The 17,688-nt window shown below is 37.8% G+C and carries 20 protein-coding genes; 7 read left to right on the forward strand and 13 right to left on the reverse strand.

What is annotated here, in order from left to right; all coding sequences use genetic code 11:
• Positions 1-288: 288 nt before the first annotated feature.
• Both ACEN33_RS06905 and ACEN33_RS06910 read right to left on the reverse strand, forming a co-directional pair.
• On the reverse strand, positions 289-669 hold the full coding sequence (locus ACEN33_RS06905) for a GNAT family N-acetyltransferase (protein ID WP_407094798.1): 381 nt from the start codon (positions 667-669) through the stop codon (positions 289-291).
• Complete coding sequence (locus tag ACEN33_RS06910) at positions 648-803, reverse strand: hypothetical protein (protein ID WP_407094776.1); 156 nt, start codon at positions 801-803, stop codon at positions 648-650. Before ACEN33_RS06910 ends, ACEN33_RS06905 begins: the two co-directional genes overlap by 22 nt.
• Before the next feature lie 249 nt (positions 804-1,052).
• On the opposite strand from ACEN33_RS06910, the gene ACEN33_RS06915 reads away from it, so the two are divergent.
• On the forward strand, positions 1,053-1,622 hold the full coding sequence (locus ACEN33_RS06915; protein WP_407094777.1) for a nuclease-related domain-containing protein: 570 nt from the start codon (positions 1,053-1,055) through the stop codon (positions 1,620-1,622).
• A gap of 761 nt (positions 1,623-2,383) precedes the next feature.
• Here the strand turns inward: ACEN33_RS06915 and rpsI are convergent.
• Together rpsI and rplM are read right to left on the reverse strand one after the other, a co-directional pair.
• Positions 2,384-2,776 carry a 30S ribosomal protein S9 gene (rpsI, locus tag ACEN33_RS06920; RefSeq protein WP_407094778.1) on the reverse strand — a complete coding sequence of 131 codons (393 nt, stop codon included), beginning with the start codon at positions 2,774-2,776 and terminating at the stop codon, positions 2,384-2,386.
• 15 nt (positions 2,777-2,791) lie between these two features.
• Positions 2,792-3,235, reverse strand: coding sequence for a 50S ribosomal protein L13 (rplM, locus tag ACEN33_RS06925; protein ID WP_138405552.1), 444 nt, complete (start codon positions 3,233-3,235; stop codon positions 2,792-2,794).
• A gap of 190 nt (positions 3,236-3,425) precedes the next feature.
• Between rplM and ACEN33_RS06930 the strand changes: the two genes are divergently transcribed.
• The gene (locus ACEN33_RS06930) at positions 3,426-3,956 is read left to right on the forward strand and encodes a transcription repressor NadR (RefSeq protein ID WP_407094779.1); all 531 of its coding nucleotides are present in this window, start codon (positions 3,426-3,428) and stop codon (positions 3,954-3,956) included.
• A gap of 26 nt (positions 3,957-3,982) precedes the next feature.
• Here ACEN33_RS06930 and ACEN33_RS06935 read toward each other — a convergent pair whose 3' ends face one another.
• Together ACEN33_RS06935 and ACEN33_RS06940 are read right to left on the reverse strand one after the other, a co-directional pair.
• Positions 3,983-4,387: a hypothetical protein gene (locus ACEN33_RS06935; protein ID WP_197104316.1), complete on the reverse strand. Its 405-nt coding sequence runs from the start codon at positions 4,385-4,387 to the stop codon at positions 3,983-3,985.
• 39 nt (positions 4,388-4,426) lie between these two features.
• Entirely contained in the window at positions 4,427-4,831 is a 405-nt protein-coding gene (locus tag ACEN33_RS06940) for a hypothetical protein (RefSeq protein ID WP_197104317.1), read from the reverse strand.
• A gap of 165 nt (positions 4,832-4,996) precedes the next feature.
• Between ACEN33_RS06940 and ACEN33_RS06945 the strand changes: the two genes are divergently transcribed.
• Together ACEN33_RS06945 and ACEN33_RS06950 are read left to right on the forward strand one after the other, a co-directional pair.
• A complete protein-coding gene (locus ACEN33_RS06945; protein WP_407094781.1) occupies positions 4,997-5,557 on the forward strand; it encodes an ECF transporter S component in 561 nt (186 codons plus the stop codon).
• Between the two features lie 51 nt (positions 5,558-5,608).
• Positions 5,609-6,877: an NAD(P)/FAD-dependent oxidoreductase gene (locus ACEN33_RS06950; RefSeq protein ID WP_407094782.1), complete on the forward strand. Its 1,269-nt coding sequence runs from the start codon at positions 5,609-5,611 to the stop codon at positions 6,875-6,877.
• 80 nt (positions 6,878-6,957) lie between these two features.
• On the opposite strand, the gene ACEN33_RS06955 is transcribed toward ACEN33_RS06950, so the two are convergent.
• Both ACEN33_RS06955 and ACEN33_RS06960 read right to left on the reverse strand, forming a co-directional pair.
• Positions 6,958-8,511: a LysM peptidoglycan-binding domain-containing protein gene (locus tag ACEN33_RS06955; protein WP_407089285.1), complete on the reverse strand. Its 1,554-nt coding sequence runs from the start codon at positions 8,509-8,511 to the stop codon at positions 6,958-6,960.
• Positions 8,512-8,686: 175 nt separating this feature from the next.
• On the reverse strand, positions 8,687-9,160 hold the full coding sequence (locus tag ACEN33_RS06960; RefSeq protein WP_407093556.1) for a peptidoglycan amidohydrolase family protein: 474 nt from the start codon (positions 9,158-9,160) through the stop codon (positions 8,687-8,689).
• Between the two features lie 260 nt (positions 9,161-9,420).
• Between ACEN33_RS06960 and ACEN33_RS06965 the strand changes: the two genes are divergently transcribed.
• A complete protein-coding gene (locus ACEN33_RS06965) occupies positions 9,421-10,251 on the forward strand; it encodes a hypothetical protein (protein ID WP_407094783.1) in 831 nt (276 codons plus the stop codon).
• A 40-nt stretch (positions 10,252-10,291) separates the two neighbouring features.
• Here the strand turns inward: ACEN33_RS06965 and galU are convergent, their stop codons facing one another.
• Complete coding sequence (gene galU, locus ACEN33_RS06970) at positions 10,292-11,194, reverse strand: UTP--glucose-1-phosphate uridylyltransferase GalU (protein ID WP_407089281.1); 903 nt, start codon at positions 11,192-11,194, stop codon at positions 10,292-10,294.
• A 165-nt stretch (positions 11,195-11,359) separates the two neighbouring features.
• On the opposite strand from galU, the gene ACEN33_RS06975 reads away from it, so the two are divergent.
• Both ACEN33_RS06975 and ACEN33_RS06980 read left to right on the forward strand, forming a co-directional pair.
• On the forward strand, positions 11,360-12,682 hold the full coding sequence (locus ACEN33_RS06975) for a nucleotide sugar dehydrogenase (protein WP_407094784.1): 1,323 nt from the start codon (positions 11,360-11,362) through the stop codon (positions 12,680-12,682).
• A 230-nt stretch (positions 12,683-12,912) separates the two neighbouring features.
• The gene (locus tag ACEN33_RS06980) at positions 12,913-13,932 is read left to right on the forward strand and encodes a YsnF/AvaK domain-containing protein (protein WP_407094786.1); all 1,020 of its coding nucleotides are present in this window, start codon (positions 12,913-12,915) and stop codon (positions 13,930-13,932) included.
• Positions 13,933-14,275: 343 nt separating this feature from the next.
• Here ACEN33_RS06980 and ACEN33_RS06985 read toward each other — a convergent pair whose 3' ends face one another.
• Genes ACEN33_RS06985 through ACEN33_RS07000 form a run of 4 tightly spaced genes read right to left on the reverse strand, consistent with a single transcriptional unit; the run spans position 14,276 to position 17,415 of the window.
• Positions 14,276-14,641: a DUF956 family protein gene (locus ACEN33_RS06985; RefSeq protein WP_407094787.1), complete on the reverse strand. Its 366-nt coding sequence runs from the start codon at positions 14,639-14,641 to the stop codon at positions 14,276-14,278.
• A 6-nt stretch (positions 14,642-14,647) separates the two neighbouring features.
• Positions 14,648-15,598 (reverse strand): PTS system mannose/fructose/sorbose family transporter subunit IID, encoded by a 951-nt coding sequence (locus ACEN33_RS06990; RefSeq protein WP_407094789.1) that lies wholly within the window; start codon positions 15,596-15,598, stop codon positions 14,648-14,650.
• Positions 15,599-15,613: 15 nt separating this feature from the next.
• On the reverse strand, positions 15,614-16,423 hold the full coding sequence (locus tag ACEN33_RS06995; RefSeq protein ID WP_407094790.1) for a mannose/fructose/sorbose family PTS transporter subunit IIC: 810 nt from the start codon (positions 16,421-16,423) through the stop codon (positions 15,614-15,616).
• A 17-nt stretch (positions 16,424-16,440) separates the two neighbouring features.
• Positions 16,441-17,415 (reverse strand): mannose/fructose/sorbose PTS transporter subunit IIA, encoded by a 975-nt coding sequence (locus ACEN33_RS07000; RefSeq protein ID WP_407094791.1) that lies wholly within the window; start codon positions 17,413-17,415, stop codon positions 16,441-16,443.
• Positions 17,416-17,688 lie beyond the last annotated feature (273 nt).

Here is a 17,688-nt window from a genome sequence, read left to right on the forward strand (position 1 = left end):
GACACCTTTACAATATCAGAATGGGGTTCTTTTTTCATCACTTAACAGGTGAAAATGAAAAAGTAAATTTAAGCTGCCGTTAGGCAGTTGGCACATGTTTCAACGAAAAGTATGAATTGTTCAGGATGATAATGCTGTGTAAAAATCCTTCATTGACACACTTCCTTTACCTCGTTCAGCAGTGATGGTCTATTCTGATTAAACTATTTTGATGTGAATTAATATTACAGACAATAACTTCTATCCGCGATTAAGACATGATTACTAACTTCTTACACGGTAAGTTATCTATGATTTCTCCCACCTATAATAAACAAACGATAATAAGTGTCCATTCATTTTAAATTCATCACCTGCTGTTTCAATATATTGAAATTCATTTTTCTCTAATGTTTTTCGTGATGCTATGTTATTTGTAGTAGTCTTCGCTGATATCTGTCGAATACCTAACTGATTTGTGGTATCTAATAATATCTTCAACGCCTTGTTAGCAATTCCTTTTCCAGTATATGCTTTCCCCACTCTATAGCCGACATGACCAAGCCCCTGTGATTGTTCGATATCAACTAAATTCATTCTTCCAAGAACTACACCTTCTTGATTCATAATTAAATAAAAATAAGATAAACCTTGATCTTGTTCGTCGATTAAAGCTTTGTTTCTTTGTATAAATGTTCTAAGTTATAATAATCATCCCCACGGCTCGGAACCATTTCTTCAAAATAACCTCTGTTTTCAAGTTCAAATTTAAATAGTTTTTCAAAATGTTTCTCTTGTAATTTCACTAACATAATATTTGACATAATTATCTCCAGTTCAATGATTCTAATGTGGTGTACTCATTCAAGATTGCTTCTATCCAATATTTATAGAACTTTTATTGATTGGTCTAGCAAATAAAGCTACTCTCCCTTTGCCTAACACAGTTGTATTAATTCTAACACATAACGAGTATTAGTCCTTTATTTCGTTAAACATTTTTTATAAATCGAAAAATAAATTAATGGAATCAGGCAAAAATTTTGTATATATATATGGAGGTGTAGCTATTTATGAAAACATTACAAACACAATGGCTTATGGTTATGAATGAATTTAATCAGTTAGATGCTTCAGATAAATATAAATTACACATAGGTTTATTAGGCGATATTGGGGAGGAACAGTTTAAACACGATTGGATTCCTAAATATTTACATAAAGATGTATATGTATTCCAGGATTTTTGGTTCAAAGTATTTGATCAATATCACCAAATTGATTTCGTTATTTTCAATCACAGAACAATTGAACTTGTTGATATCAAGAATTTTGAAGGGATGATGCATTTTGAAAACGATAAATTTTCCGTCAATAATAATGAAGTACTTCGCAACCCCTTATCCAAAGCGCAGGAACATGTCCGCTTTATAAAAGAGTGGTTATATCGGAATAATTTGCCTGAAGTTCAGATAAATGGAAATTTAATATTTATAAATCAACATGCTAGTTTAAGTGGTGTACCAAATACTGAGATCAAATGCATGATGCCAAATGAAATACGGAATTACCTTCGTAATATCCAAGTTCAGCCTAGCTCACATAAATCAAAACAAATTATTAATGCTTTTTTGAAAAAATGATTTAGAGTCTCCCTACTTGCCACCAATATTGGATAAAAAGTTGGTGCATCACGGTTGGAAATGTCCTGTTTGCCAATCACGCGAATTCGATAATGGAAATAGACATTTCCTTTGCTCTTGTGGTAGCTCTTTTTCAAAAGAGAAGTTTGCAGTTGAAGAAATTTGTAAATATGGTGTTTTGTATCACCATAAGGATATTTATTTGTCTGAGTTAACTGAGTATTTTGATGGACTATTTAATAAGTCGTTTTTGACTAGCTGTCTTCGCCGAAACTTTACAAAATACGGTAGAGGTTACCAAAACCCACGTAAACTCATTGAGTATTACCAACCTAATAAGATATATCGTTACAAAGATAAAATAGTTAAGTAGTTTTGTGTTCTTGAGAGTTTCTCAAGCGCACGTTTGAGCTGATTTGTGTCCTTGAGAGTTTCTCAAGGACATGTTTGGGCACTTTTGTGTCCCTGAGGATTTCTCAAGCGCACGTTTGACTGCTTTTGTGTCCCTGAGGATTTCTCAAGCGCACGTTTGGACGCTTTTGTGTCCCTGAGGATTTCTCAAGCGCACGTTTGACTGCTTTTGTGTCCCTAAGAGTTTCTCAAGCGCACGTTTGACTGCTTTTGTGTCCCTGAGAGTTTCTCAAGCGCACGCTTGACTACTTTTGTGTCCCTGAGGATTTCTCAAGGACACAGATCTATATTTCCGCAAAAAAAAGACACCTTCCAATTGGAAGATGTCTTGAACATATAATATATAAATATTAACGTTTTGAGAATTGTGCACTCTTACGTGCTTTTTTACGTCCTGCTTTTTTACGTTCAACCATACGTGGGTCACGAGTCAGTAGACCTGCTGATTTTAATGTTGGACGGAAGTCAGGATCAACATTTAATAATGCACGAGCGATACCGTGACGGATTGCTCCTGCTTGACCTGAAACTCCACCACCATGAACGTTTACTAAAACGTCGTAGCTACCTAATGTTTCTGTAGCTGTAAATGGTTGTTTCATTACTTCGTGTAAGTGAGGGAATGGGATGTATTCTTCAAGTGATTTGTTGTTAATGTTGAACACACCAGTTCCTGGCACTAAACGTACACGAGCTGACGCGTTTTTACGACGACCTGTACCTAAATATTCTGCTTTAGCCATTTAAATTTTCCCTCCTTAAATTAAGTTTGTGATGTCTAATACTTCTGGTTGTTGAGCAGCATGTCCATGCTCAGCACCACGATAGACGTGTAATTTAGTTAATTGTTTGCGTCCTAAACGGTTATCAGGAATCATACCTTTTACAGATAATTCGATTAAACGCTCAGGTTTGTTTTCACGTAAATCACCAGCAGTAGTAGATTTTAATCCACCTGGGTGACCAGTGTGACGGTGATACATTTTGTCAGATGCTTTCTTACCTGTTAATGCAACTTTTTCAGCATTGATTACGATTACGAAATCTCCAGTATCTACATGTGGTGTATAAGTTGGTTTGTTTTTACCACGTAAGATTGAAGCCACTACAGTTGATAGACGCCCTAATGGGATATCAGTTGCATCTACAACTACCCAGTTGCGTTCAGTTTCATTTTTCTTAGCCATATATGTTTGACGCACGTTATTTTCCTCCATTTATAAAACTAGTTGTTTACATTACTATTGAGTTTCCGGGGCTCTATAGTGGTGGTAAACAATACCGTCAGTTATTGTACTATGAAACACTTCAATTAGTCAAGCAAGTTCCGTTAATTATTTTAAATATTCTATGTGGTATACTACAATTAAATATTTGATTGGAGGAAGGCTTATGAAAGCAATGGATAGACGTGACGAAATCGTATCAATACTGGAAGAAGCACCGGCGCCGATAAAGGCAACAGAGTTGGCAAGTAAATTTGCAGTTAGTAGACAAATTATAGTAGGGGATATTGCCCTGCTACGGGCTCGAAATATCGAAATTATTGCGACCAATCAAGGTTACCTTCTTGCTTCAGCGATGAAAGCAGCTGCATCTGGCCGTTACCGCGGTAAATTAGCCTGCCTTCATTCTGCTGAGCAAGCAGAGGAAGAACTTCAAATTATTGTTGACGCAGGTGGAGCCATTGAAGATGTTGAAGTAGAGCATCCTATTTATGGTGTCTTAAAGGCGTCACTTCAAATAAATACGGATGATGACATTCAAGAATTTGTTCAGCAAATGTCGCAGCATGAAGGTGAAATGTTGAGTACTTTAACGAATGGAATTCATATCCATACCATTACAACCCCTTCAATCAAAGAATTCGAGCAAATTAAAGCGAGTTTGGATGCTACTGGCATCTTACTTTCGGAAAATTAAAAACCGCCTTGAGGCGGTTTTTTTGTCTATTCATGAACACTTGAAACGGTTAATTCTTCAAATTCTGCGTCTTCACTTGTTTCTGGCAAAGCTTCAATCGCTTCTAGAATATTTGCATAGCGGTTAATTAAACGTTGTTGACGTTTGACACCACTCACGGTTGGTTCACGGTCAACTTGCTTTTGTAATTCTCTTTGTAAATCTTCTAATAAATGTTGACGAGCCGTTGCTTCACCTTTGGGTGCATCTTCAATCATTAACATGACTTGGTCTGTACCTAAGCCAAGGATATGTCCTGCTGCCGAGTTACTTTTAGAAATTTGGTCATAAAAATTTTGTAGTTGTGCTTTTGATTCAACATTTCTCTTTTGAAAACCAAGTTCACAAGCTAAATTTGAATTCGCTTGTCCCTCATAAGTTAATTGTTCCATATCTGCATTGCTCCTTTTGCTTGGTTTTTTATCTGCTTATTAACATGATAATTTTTCAGCAATTAAATCACGATCAACGACTTCGTCGCTTGTTTCTGGCAAGGCTTCAATCGCATCAATAATTCGATCGTATTTATTAATTAGTCTTTGTTGTCTTTTTACAATATCGGCTGATGGTTCACGTTTCACTAACTTCCCTAATTCAAATTGTAAATCTTCAAGTAAATGTTGCGTCACTGTTGGATTCTCTTCGGGTTCATCTGAAGTCAGCAAAATAATTTGTTCTTCATCTAGTGAAATCACATGTCCAATAGCTACGTGACTAATTGATGCCTGGTCATAAAATTTTTGGATTTGTTTTTTCGAAAAAATAGGTTGAACTGAAAATACTTTTTCGCACGTTAAAGTCGGCTCCGTTAATGGTTCATAAGCTAATTGTGGCATGAACATCACTCCTTTTCTATATCTATAGTATACCCTTCTCTAATAAGAAAATAAAGCACTTTGATTCAAATGGGTATTTGAATCACCTCCAACGCTTTACATGTGTCTTGACACCTAACGTCAAGTTACGATATACTGACGAAAAACTTTCCGAGGAGAATCATTATGACACAACAAAGACAAAGCACCCGCGATTTAGTGATTGCGAGTTTATTAACGGCACTGGGTATTTTAATTCCTATGATTATGCCTATCAAAATTATTTTAGGCCCTGCTTCATACACACTTGGAAGTCATATCCCAATTGTTATGGCTATGTTCCGCTCACCTAAGATTGCGGCCATTGTTGCTGTTGGGACTACTTTAGGTTTCGTTGCAGCTGGCTACCCGATCACTATTGTTCTTCGTGCCCTTTCGCATATTATATTCGCGACAGTCGGTGCGCTATATTTGAAGAAACTATCTAACACTTTAGTAAACGTAAAGTCACGAACGATCTTTAGTTTCTTTGTAAATTTAATTCATGCGATCGCCGAAGTGATTGTGGTTTATCTCTTAACTGCAGCTGGCGTGAGCGCAACGTCAGATAATTTTATATTTACTTTAATCATCTTAGTGGGACTAGGAACGTTAATTCACGGGATGGTTGATTTTGAAATCAGTTATCAATTTACTAAGACACTTGAGAAACGCACGCGCTTAAATTTTGCACAAATCGTACTTTAATAAATTTTTTCTGTTATAATGACCAAGAAATATATAGAAGTAGGTGAACATATGACAGATTATGATGTAATCGTTATTGGGGGCGGATCAAGTGGTTTAATGGCAACCATTAACGCTGCTCAACAAGGGGCACGCACTTTATTAATGGAGAAAAATCCTAAATTAGGACGAAAATTGCTTTTATCAGGCGGCGGTCGTTGTAATGTTACGAACCGGACGACACGTGAGGATCTAATCACACACATTCCTGGGAATGGTAAGTTTTTATATAGTGCTTTAAATCAGTTTGATCAGGAAGATATTATCTCATTCTTCAATCAAGCAGGTGTGGAATTAAAAGAGGAAGATCATGGACGCATGTTCCCTGTGACTGACCGTGCCCGGACGATTTTAGATACATTAGTGGATGTTATCAATGACTTAGGCGTAACAATTCGGATGAAAGATCCGGTTGATTCATTAATTTATGACCGCGAGACACAGCGAGTAAAAGGCTTGACGACCGTTGCTGGGGAGACAATCACAGCGAATTCAATTGTACTTGCTGCTGGTGGTCGCGCTTATCCAAAAACGGGCGCAACCGGAGATGCTTATGCTTGGGCAAAAAAAGCTGGCCACGCCATTGAGCGTTTATATCCAACAGAGGCGCCCCTCTTATCCGATGATCGAATTATTTCGGAAAAATTACTCCGCGGTGTGTCACTGCGCGATGTGAACGTTACAGTTTGGAATGGGCCGGTGGGTGAAAAAGCTATTGTGAATCATCAAATGGATATGATTTTTACACACTTTGGTTATTCAGGACCCGCCATTCTGCGTTGTAGTGGGCACGTGAACCAATACTTACACGCAACGGGTGAAGAGTTATGTCATTTATCGATTGACTTAGCACCAAATGAAACTTCAGAAGAGATGAAGCAAACCGCTGAAGAAGCGCGTGAAAAGCAATTAACAAATATTCTAAAACAGTGGATGCCGGAGCGAATGGCAGAAGTTGTTTGCCTTCTAGCAAATATCGATGCAACGAAACCTTATAAACAGCTTGTCCACAGTGAAGTGGATGCTTTATGGAAGACAGTCAAAACCTTCCCATTAACGGTAACGGGTTCACAGCCGATTGAAAAAGGCTTTGTGACTGGTGGCGGAGTATCGACAAAAGAAGTTGATCCTAAAACAATGGAATCAAAATTCATGCAAGGTTTATTCTTCTGCGGGGAGTTATTAGATATTAACGGCTATACAGGTGGCTATAATATTACAGCTGCCTTTGTTACTGGTACGATTGCAGGTCAATATGCTGCTTGGGGAAGTTTTGCTTAAAATACTTATTTACACAATCAAAAAAAGCGTCAGGAAGTTAAAACCTTCCTGGCGCTTTTGCGTTGTTATGATTCATTGTATTACTCAGCAGATTCTTCAGTTGTTGATTCGTCCGCAGCAGCTTCCTCCGTAGATTCTTCAAAAGTTTCTGACACTTCTCCAGATTCAACAGGTTCAATACTGTTTGTTGTTTCATTATCTGTTCCAGTTGGATTTGATACGATTAACGTACCGTTAACAATCGTTACTGTCTCAGGAATACCGTTCCACTCACGTAATTCTTCTAAAGTAATTTCGTATAATTCAGCCACTTGTTCTAAAGTTTGGCCAGGCTCTACTTCATGAGTTTCTGGACGTGGATCTGATACAACAATCATGTCGCCTTCAACGACTTCGTTTGATTCTAATTCATTCCATTCCATAATTAATTGCTCAGTCGTGTTGTAATCCATTGCGATTGTATAAAGGTTTTCACCTTCCGCAACTTCATGCACTTCTGGAATTAATGCAGGGTTAGAAACAAATAGTTCTGTCCCAACTAATAGACTATCATCTTCTAAATTGTTCCAGTTACGTAAACTGTCAGCTGAAATGCTATATTGCTCAGCAATACGCCATACGTTGTCACCTGTTTGAACAACATGTGTTTCTGGACGTGCTGCTTCTGGTAAATCAGCTAAGTTAATTGTTCCAGTTTCGTCATCAGTTGCTTCTTCATCTTCGCTAGAAGCATCAGATTCTTGTGATGATTCTTCTGTATCCGTTGGAGTTTCTGTCGGTGTTTCTGGTGTTGGCTCAGGTGTTGTTTGAACTGGTCCACCTGTTGGCACCACGTAAATGACGTCTCCAACATCTAACCAGTCAGATGTTAAACCGTTCCACGCACGTAGTTCGTCAACGGTTACACCATATGTTAAAGCGATACTTGATAAGATATCACCTGATTGAACAATATGGGCACCATTTTGTGCATTTGCTTGTGTCCATGCTGGAGGTGCTTGATAATCAACCGGTCCGTTAGGTACTGAAATTTTATTTCCCGCGATTAGCCAGTCAGTTCCAAGACCGTTCATAGCCATTAATTCTGAAACGCTCACACCGTAAACGGCTGCGATACCTGATAATGTGTCTCCAGATTGGATTGTATACGAATTATCATAGCTTTGACCGTAATCATAGCCATAGTCATAATCGTAAGCTGGTGTTGCATTTGAAGGACCATAAAGGACAAGTTGGTCACCAACGTCTATCCAAGTACTTGTTAAGCCATTCCATGCCATTAATTGATCAACTGTCACACCGTACATATAAGCGATACTTTCTAAGTATTCGCCTGCTGATACTGTATGGACACCTGATTGAGCTCCAGTATAGTAACCACCGTTGTCAGTTACGCCACTACCTGATGCCGGAATAGATAAAGTCATTCCAACATCAATCCACTCACTCGTTAGGCCGTTTGCTGCCATAATATCGCCCGCTGTGACACCATATTGTCTTGCGATTCCCCATAGCCACTCACCGTTTTGGACAGTGTGTGTAGATTGAGCTATTGCCGTTGAAACTGGTGCTAACGCAATAGCGGATAATAATAGTAAAGATTTTCCTAATCTTTTAATTTTATTTAATTTCATGTCACTACGCTCCTTCTTGTTCTAATAAGACACTTCAATACCATTCTATCATCAAATTTCTAATCAATAAAGAAATTACAACCGTTTTACAAACTTGTAATTATAAAGAAACAGTTCTTATCCCTTTTATTCGTAAATTTCTCATAATTCGTTTATTTTCATTAAAAAGTTCAACTCATCTAACAAAAACTGTTTTTCCTGAAATATATTTCCTCGGTTTAAAATCTGTATCAATCGGTTCCGCTAAACGGTACCATTTAACTGAACGATTGGACCAACCATGATTGGTAGTCCGAATGATGCCATCAGCATCTTCAATACAATATATAACATTATGAAAGTCCAAAGCAACACCTGTATAGGCATGTTCAGATAGGTGTTTTCGCTTAAAACCAGCGATAAAGATATCGCCAGCTTGGATTTCATTTCGTTTGATTTCGTGTAATAAGACATTATCTAATTGAAGTAGTAAAGACATCGAACCAAGTCCCGAGCCATAAGGTAAGAACCCCCCCGCTATGAGTGCGCTAAACATAGCACTGGCACTATCGTAACTATCTGGTCCGCAGCGCTTTTCTTTAGAATTTGCATAAGTGACTTTTCCTTCATGATCTAAATACCATTGTATAACTGCTATACGACTAGCCAAAGCTTTACCTCCTTACTTCGTTTTTTAATACTTTTATAATAACATGAATTAAGTTAGTTACCACGGATTTACTATTCACCCGTATTATAATGCCATAAGAATATTATCTTATTCTACTTTGAAAGCGGTCTATTTTTATTTACATTAACTTTACATATTCTTTACATAAATTTTATTGATAAAGCATTAAAATATGCTATATTTATTTTGTTATCTATTATTTTTATAAAGATTTATTACTTCGAAAGGAACCTTTTTAAATGATTGATTTCATGCCTCAAAACGAGTCTGACTTTCCTATTAACTATTATTTGGAGAAAGCGACTGAATTAGATCATAGTGCCCTCAGTCAATTAGAAATTATATATGTAATGACGATTCGTCACTTAAACTCCACCTTTGGAAGTTTAATCATAGACCGAGGTGGTAAGATTTATAAAAGTAAATGGTCGACAACCCGATTAACAGATGAGTTTTTCTCAACATTTGGTTATAACTATCAAAGATGGTCACAATTTCTAAAGTCCACATTCAATCGTCCAAGAACTATCTTCCCATATGTGAATAAAAATAAAGTGTTTATTCGTCTAAGAAATCCTGAAAATAAACATTCTGACTGGGTAAATATCACATTAATAAATGATTTACATATCCAGACACAAAAAGACGATCCAGTTAAAATCCAGACGATTCAATTTATGTTTGACTTGGCTAACTATTCAAAACTAACTATTTCACTTAACAATCGGCTATCACTAGTAATGTCACAAATCGGCTACGCTTTTCAGCTCGTAAACTTTTGGTATGATTTCCAAGTCGAGATGAATGAAAAGGATTTAATCTTTGAACCCACTCAATTACAAACCTATATTGGTAATCCTGCTTTCAAGATTTTCACCAAGACACGCGTCCCTTACAAAGACCGTTTGAAAGCTAAGATAGATTTGGCTCAATTCATAAAATACAATCAAATACACGACTACTTAAAATCCACAACTCAGCGAAAGCATGAGACTTATCGTACTCGCTTGTCTTTTGCACACATGCATCAACAATTATTTAAACCTTCTATTAGAAATAAAATTAGATAGAAAAATAGCTAACTTTCTTGTCTGAAAGTTAGCTATTTATTTATTGCTCGTTACTGTACTCAGCTTCTAATTTATCACTTAATTGAATAATGTATTCTGAGAATTCTTCAGCAGTTTCCGGATGCTCCAAGCCATACTCAAGACTCATCTTCATATAGCCAATCTTATTTCCAACGTCATAGCGTTTCCCTTCAACTTTTTTAGCAAAGACTCTTTGCGTTTTATTTAGTTGATCGATGGCGTCAGTCAGTTGTAATTCGTCATCGACACCGGGTGAAATTTTTTCTAATATATCGAAAATTTCAGGTGTTAGAATGTAACGTCCTGCGATAGCTAAGTTACTTGGCGCTTCTTCGGCTGCTGGTTTTTCAACAAAGTGAGACACACTGTAAACTGTATCATCATTGTCGTCCTGGCTGTCCACTTTAATCATACCGTATTTGGACGTTAATTCGTCTGGCACTTCCACGACTGCTAAGTTAGCTGATTTATTTTTGTCATATAAATCCATCAATTGCTTCGTCACTGGTACTTCACTGTGCATTATGTTGTCGCCTAACATCACGACAAATGGCTCATCATTAACAAAGGCACGTGCGTGTCCGATAGCATCTCCTAGTCCTTTTGGATAGGATTGACGCACAAAGAATAAGTTTTCTTTTGTGGTATCTTTGACAATTTTTAATAAGGCGTCTTTTCCTTTGCTTTCTAAATTGTCTTCTAACTCAGGATTTGAATCGAAATGATCCTCAATTGAACGTTTATGTTTACCAGTAATGATTAAAACTTCTTCAATCCCAGAAGCAAAGGCTTCTTCAACAATAAATTGAATAATGGGTTTATCGACAATCGGTAATAATTCCTTCGGTTGTGCTTTTGTCGCTGGCAGAAAGCCCGTTCCATAACCGGCTGCGGGAATGACTGCTTTACGAATTTTCGACATATTCAAACCTCCTCTTTCTCATACAAATATAGTATATCTAATTTGATTTTAGTTTACCACCGGTTCGGTGGTGTTTATATAATTTTAAGTAGTAGGACAGATAACTCAACAATCAAAACATTTTCTGTTATAATATCCAAGATATAATGAATAGAGGAGAAACACATGGAAATATATAACAAATTAATAAAAAAAGAAGCGAAGTTGGCGGTTATCGGCTTAGGTTATGTTGGTATGCCTATCGCAATTTCTTTCGCAAAACACATTGATACAATTGGGTATGATTACAATCTTAAGAAAATCGAACTTTATAAAGAAGGCGTGGACCCAACTAAAGAAGTTGGTGATGACGCGATTAAAGAAACGGATTTAGAATTTACGAATGATGCTGCTAAATTAAAAGAGGCTTGTTTCTTAATCGTCTCAGTTCCGACACCGATAAATCATGACAAAACGCCTGATTTAACGCCTGTGACAAGTGCAACCCGCACGATTGGACAAAACCTTTCTAAAGGGTCTATCGTCGTTTATGAGTCAACTGTGTACCCTGGCGTGACTGAAGATGTCTGTATTTCAATTCTTGAAGAAGAGTCTGGTTTAACACATGGTGTTGATTTTGTTGTTGGATACTCACCTGAGCGAATCAATCCAGGAGATAAGGTCCATACACTTGAAACCATTACAAAAATCGTCTCATCATCGATTCCAGAGTATTTAGATGAAATTGGAAAAGTGTATGAGATCGTTGTTAAAGCGGGTGTTCATAAAGCCCCTAGTATTAAAGTCGCTGAAGCTGCGAAAGTGGTTGAGAATTCACAACGCGATATTAATATTGCTTTTATGAACGAATTAGCTCTTGCTTTTGACCGTATGGGTATTGATTCTAAAGACGTTATTGATGCAATGAATACAAAATGGAACGCCCTCGGCTTCACCCCTGGACTAGTCGGTGGACACTGTATTGGCGTGGATCCATATTACTTTGTATATCAGGCTGAGAACTTAGGCTACCACAGTCAAATTATTTCAAACGGTCGCCAAATTAATGATGGCATGGGTGAATTTATTGCCGATAAACTAATTAAAGAATTAATCCGTACGGGTAAAACACCCATTGATTCTAACGTAGTTATCCTTGGTTTAACGTTTAAGGAACATACTCCGGATACACGTAATTCAAAAGTAAATGACATTATTAAACGTCTACGTGAATATGATATTAAACCAACTATAGTTGATCCATGGGCGAGCGCGGAAGATGCTCAAGCTGAGTATGGTGTATCATTAACTGATTTAGCTGACGTTAAGGATGCTGACGCCATTCTTTTAGCTGTTGGACATGATAAATTCAAAGCTCTTTCTTTTGAAGAAATCACTGCCCTTTTTAATCAAGATTTAGCAAATGATAAACGCATCATTTTAGATGTGAAAAGTATCTTAAATAAAGAAGATTTTACTGAAGCTGGCTACAGTTTCTGGCGCTTATAATAATATTAAAATCCAGTGCATTTTGCGCTGGTTTTTTTTTGCATTTTTCCAAATTTTATAATTGTGTTCTCTGGTATGTTCGTCTTATTCATTATTTTTATATAGATAAATTGATATATTACCAAGTAAAACAATATCATTTTATTGAGGCGTTTTACTTTATATTTACATCATTTTTGTTTTATACTTTAACTATAGAACATTTTAAAAAATAGAAAGGAAGTTGTTTTATGGTTAAGAAATACGTTTATGGGGTTTACCCAACAGTCGTTGAAGCAGAAGACGCAGTGGCACATGTTATTAATCAAGGCGTTCCTCGCGATAGTGTCGCTCTAGTCGGTTCGCAAGCACATGCATATAATGGCGAAGCTGAATTTATCTCTTACGGAGAATTGATGGACGAGCAGCATGAAGACAATCGTGGATTCTTTGCAAAATTATTTGGCTGGGACGATGACGACAACGATGAAGAATTTGAAAACGTTGATTTAACGCAATACAAAGACTCATTAAGTCGCGATGAACTATTAGTGTTAGTTGACCAAGAATTTGAAAGTCAACTTCCTGCCTTTAATATAACTGAAACACGTGAAGTAAGAACAGATGACTATGTTTCTGATACGACGGCAACTGATACAGTCAATACTGAAACTGCAGCATTCTCTGGAGCAGTAGGAACATCAGCTGGTTTGTCTGAAGATACACCTGAAACGACTGAACCAGATCATGATTACGACGATGTGAATGTTGAAGATAACGACTATGAACCACATATTGTTGGTGAAGAAACTCATATCGAAGCTGAAGGTGAGCCTGTCGGAGAATTCGCTCCTGACGCTGATACAGAAACTGATACTGAAGCAGAACGTATTCGCCTACATGAAGAACAAGTACATGCTGAAGTACGTAAAAAAGACATAGGTGATGTGTCAATTACTAAAGAAGTCGTTGAAGACACTGAAACGATTGAAGTTCCAGTTGAGCGCGAAGAGATTCATATTCGCCACTCAGCACCATCGGACACGACCGAAAGTGTTGCTGACGGAGATGCTTTCCAAGAAGAAGAAATCGTTATTCCAGTTTCAGAGGAAGAAGTTGTTGTAGACAAAGAAACAGTAGCTACTGACGAAGTTGAAGTTGAGAAAACAACTCATACTGACCGTGAAACTGTAACGGAAACAACGCGTCATGAAGAATTAGAAGTCGATGACGAAACTGGTCGAGTCAATGACGAAGATACTAGACTATAATAGATTATTTGAAGCAATTCAAAATGATTGTCGAGGGGCTCAATGCTCCTCGGCTTTTTTTTTGAGTAAATGTAGACCAGTGTGGCATCGAGCGCTCCAATCTTTTTCGAATACATGTTTGCGAATTTATACTGGACGTATGAACGTGGGCACTCAAAGACATACCCCTTTCATTCGTGGACTCAGGTTATTTCTGTGATTTTAATCGTAGACAGAGTAGTAAAAAGTTAAAGATTTTACAGATAATCCGTCATGAGTGGATATTTTTAGTGGAATGAACAAAAAAGAACTTATCCTACAACAACTTCTTAAAGCGAGTTGCTACAGAACGAGTTCCTTTTATTTATTTCTTGAATTGGCCTAAAACTTTACTAATATTGCTTTTACTCGCATGGAATACGTCGCGTTCAAGATACTTTCGCATGTATTTCAAAGTATCTTTCGCATCATTAACCACAAATTCAAATAGTAGCCCTTCATCTGTCGCGATTGTAAACCCGCGGACATAACGTCCGCCGAATAACATTTGCACGAAGATATTTTCAACAGAAGTCCAAGGGATTTGAATAAAGCCCGGACCTTTTTCTGAGCGGAACTCCATTCCCATCTCACCCATTAAAAACAAACCAGATTTGGGAATAATTGGGTTCAACATTGCGTTGGCACGTGTAGTATATTCCACCGTTGCATTTAAAAAATCAACTGACATTTAAAATTAACCCATAATTCCAACAGAATATAATGCAATACCTAGAACAAAGATTCCTCCAATAATTGCGATTGGGCTTACTTTCTTGCGGAGTAGCCAGATACATGCGAATGTTAGAATTAGTGGCATAAGTCCTGGTAATAGTTCATTTAATACATCATTCAAGGTCATCGTCGTTTCAGTCGCGACGTTCGCTCCTGATTGGACTTGTAAAATGAGATCCCGAATCGTGTCAACGGACAAAGCATTGCTGTTCGCTTGGTCCGTCAATGCTTGGAAATCGACCATTGTATCCTGGCTATTTTCCACTTGAGATAGCACTAAGGGGAAGTTCATAGTTGTCCATCTTGGCACTAACACTCCCATAATAAACATTCCTAGAATTGATGCCCCTTGAGTGATTTTTTGTAAAATACCTCCACTCAAGTCTTTCGTGATTTCATTCCCTGATCTATAACCTAATTCTTGTGTGTACCATAAGAATAGGATACGGATAATATTCCACGCTAGGAAGAAAATAATTGGTCCAAAAATACTCTCAGATAATGCCAGTGATGCCGCAAAAGCACCTAATACTGGTCTTAATGTTCCCCAGAATACCGGGTCTCCCACTCCCGCCAGAGGTCCCATCATCCCAACTTTCACACCTTGAATTGCTTGGTCATCAATGTCTGTTCCGTTTGCTTTTTCTTCTTCTAAAGCAAGTACGACCCCAGCAATTGGCGCTTGTAAGTACGGATGAGTATTAATGAATTCTAAGTGACGTTGAAGTGCAGCACTTCTATCTTCTTTTGTTGTATATAATTTTCGAATCGCAGGAATTAAGGCGTATACCCAACCAACGTTATGCATCCGCTCAAAGTTCCAACATGCTTGTATAAAAGTCATTCGCCATGACACGCGCATCCGATCCGCTTTTGTTAATGTTATACGTTCTTTTCTTACTTCTTCAGTCATTTTATACCCTCCTATCTAATAATCTTCTAAAATGTCATCTAAAGCAGCTTCGACTGAATTTCCACCACCGCCACCACCTGAATTAGCGTTAAACTGTGGTGCAATTGAGATGTAAACTAAAGCGATACTTAAACCAATAATACCCATCGCAATTAAATTCAGTTCAGTAACTGCTGCTAAAGCAAATCCCATGAAGAAAAATGGCCATGAACTTTTCGACGCCATCATATTAATAACCATTGCATAACCTACCGCAACAATCATTCCACCGGCAACGTTTAGTCCACCAGTAATGACATCTGGAATTGCATTCAGTGCGTCTGTAACTGTTTGAGCTGAAACCATTAAAATTAAACCAGCTGGAATTGCTACACGTAAACCTTGTAACATTAAAGCCATGATATTGGCTGATGCTACACCACTAATATCTCCTTCTTCTGCTTTACGGTCAGCATAATGAGATAACCCTACCGCAACCGTTCTAATAAAGATAGTTAACACTTGCCCAGCAATTGCTAATGGAATCGCCACCGCAATCCCCTCACCCATTGAAGCTCCTTGGACTAATACTAATATCCCAGAAACAACACCGGCTAAAGCAGCATCGGGTGCCATCGCTGCCCCAATATTCATCCAACCTAAGGCAATCAGTTGTAATTGCCCACCTAATAAGAGTCCTTCAGCTAGATTACCTGTAATAAGTCCGATTAACGTACACGTAATAATAGGTTGATGTAATTGGAACTCATCCAGAACACTTTCAAATCCTGCAAAAAGCGCCACTATAATAATAAGGACAACTTGAATTATTGTAATGTCTGTCATTTTGAATCCTCCTTAATCTATATTAAATTTTGTTTTTTAAGTAGCCGTTCAAGATTTTGAGCTGAATCCGCCGGCACTTTACGTACATCGAATTTTACGCCTTTATCTTTTAGCTCCATAATTGTCTTCACGTCATCATCGTCAACGGAAACTGAGTTATTAATCATGACTTTTCCTTTTGTATGTGCCATGGATCCTAAGTTCACTTCATCAATGTCAATTCCTTGATTAATTGCTTCCAACACATCTTGTGGCGTTTCAAATAATAGAAGCGCTCTTGTACCACCAAATCGCGGATCTTCATTGATTTCTGCTAATTTAGCAATCGGAATAACGTTCGCCCGAATTCCTGGAGGCGCCGCTTGTTTAATTAACGTCTTACGCATCTCGTCATTGGCCACCTTATCTGATACAACAATGATTCGGGTTGGATTCACACTTTTTACCCAACCAGTTGCCACTTGTCCATGTAATAGACGAGTATCGACTCTCGCCAAGACGTATTTTATCTGACCGTCTCCAATCACTGTTCCTGGCTCTAATTGCGCTGCCCCACCTGATTCAGAAACAACTCCCGCTTCTATCTCAGGGGTTAACTCATCGGGTCGAACGCGAATACCACTTTGCTCCTGACCAAGAATGTGTGTCGCAACTTCGTGTGCTTTCTCCATTCCCATCCGTGTTCCTAAAGCTTCAAGTAACATCGGCAAATTCATTCCAGACACAATCGCAGCCCGTTCTGACATCTCTTCAAACAAAATATTTGCTTGATTAAACGGTGTGCCTCCCCAAAGGTCGACTAAGAATAAAATCTCTGCATCCGAACCAAATGACGCAATCGCCGTCTCCAACTTCGCTTTCAAGTCCTCCGGCCCTTCCTCTGGCATAAAGGTCACAGTTTCAATCTGATCCTGTTCTCCAAAAATCATCTGTGCTGATTGTAATAGTCCTTCAGCAAACTTTCCATGACTCGCCAAAATAATACTTACCATCTTTCTTCCTCCTCTACTCAATAATGCATTTCATAGAAATTATACCACTCAGCGTAAACGGTTACAAAGGTTAGCTAGTAAATTATGAATAATTATTCATAAAAGGTTGGTGGATTTTGCTTGGGAATAAGCGGGATTGACTGGGTGGGCTGTTTAAATTGTGGAATCGAGCAATCGAATTATTTTCAAGTGATTGTTTAGTCGGAATCGGGCAATCGAATTATTTTTTTGAACTTTCGTTTCCGTATTCTCCCCATCAAAAAAAGCCACCTA

It is taken from the genome of Ruoffia sp. FAM 24228 (assembly GCF_045528575.1).
GTDB classification, from domain to species: domain Bacteria; phylum Bacillota; class Bacilli; order Lactobacillales; family Aerococcaceae; genus Ruoffia; species Ruoffia halotolerans.

Excerpts from the sequence above, each read along its gene's own strand:
- ACEN33_RS06910 (WP_407094776.1), bottom strand. The coding sequence starts at position 803 with ATGTCAAATATTATGTTAGTGAAATTACAAGAGAAACATTTTGAAAAA.
- ACEN33_RS06915 (WP_407094777.1), top strand. The coding sequence starts at position 1,053 with ATGAAAACATTACAAACACAATGGCTTATGGTTATGAATGAATTTAAT.
- rpsI (WP_407094778.1), bottom strand. The coding sequence starts at position 2,776 with ATGGCTAAAGCAGAATATTTAGGTACAGGTCGTCGTAAAAACGCGTCA.
- ACEN33_RS06930 (WP_407094779.1), top strand. The coding sequence starts at position 3,426 with ATGAAAGCAATGGATAGACGTGACGAAATCGTATCAATACTGGAAGAA.
- ACEN33_RS06935 (WP_197104316.1), bottom strand. The coding sequence starts at position 4,387 with ATGGAACAATTAACTTATGAGGGACAAGCGAATTCAAATTTAGCTTGT.
- ACEN33_RS06940 (WP_197104317.1), bottom strand. The coding sequence starts at position 4,831 with ATGCCACAATTAGCTTATGAACCATTAACGGAGCCGACTTTAACGTGC.
- ACEN33_RS06945 (WP_407094781.1), top strand. The coding sequence starts at position 4,997 with ATGACACAACAAAGACAAAGCACCCGCGATTTAGTGATTGCGAGTTTA.
- ACEN33_RS06950 (WP_407094782.1), top strand. The coding sequence starts at position 5,609 with ATGACAGATTATGATGTAATCGTTATTGGGGGCGGATCAAGTGGTTTA.
- ACEN33_RS06955 (WP_407089285.1), bottom strand. The coding sequence starts at position 8,511 with ATGAAATTAAATAAAATTAAAAGATTAGGAAAATCTTTACTATTATTA.
- ACEN33_RS06965 (WP_407094783.1), top strand. The coding sequence starts at position 9,421 with ATGATTGATTTCATGCCTCAAAACGAGTCTGACTTTCCTATTAACTAT.
- galU (WP_407089281.1), bottom strand. The coding sequence starts at position 11,194 with ATGTCGAAAATTCGTAAAGCAGTCATTCCCGCAGCCGGTTATGGAACG.
- ACEN33_RS06975 (WP_407094784.1), top strand. The coding sequence starts at position 11,360 with ATGGAAATATATAACAAATTAATAAAAAAAGAAGCGAAGTTGGCGGTT.
- ACEN33_RS06980 (WP_407094786.1), top strand. The coding sequence starts at position 12,913 with ATGGTTAAGAAATACGTTTATGGGGTTTACCCAACAGTCGTTGAAGCA.
- ACEN33_RS06985 (WP_407094787.1), bottom strand. The coding sequence starts at position 14,641 with ATGTCAGTTGATTTTTTAAATGCAACGGTGGAATATACTACACGTGCC.
- ACEN33_RS06990 (WP_407094789.1), bottom strand. The coding sequence starts at position 15,598 with ATGACTGAAGAAGTAAGAAAAGAACGTATAACATTAACAAAAGCGGAT.
- ACEN33_RS06995 (WP_407094790.1), bottom strand. The coding sequence starts at position 16,423 with ATGACAGACATTACAATAATTCAAGTTGTCCTTATTATTATAGTGGCG.
- ACEN33_RS07000 (WP_407094791.1), bottom strand. The coding sequence starts at position 17,415 with ATGGTAAGTATTATTTTGGCGAGTCATGGAAAGTTTGCTGAAGGACTA.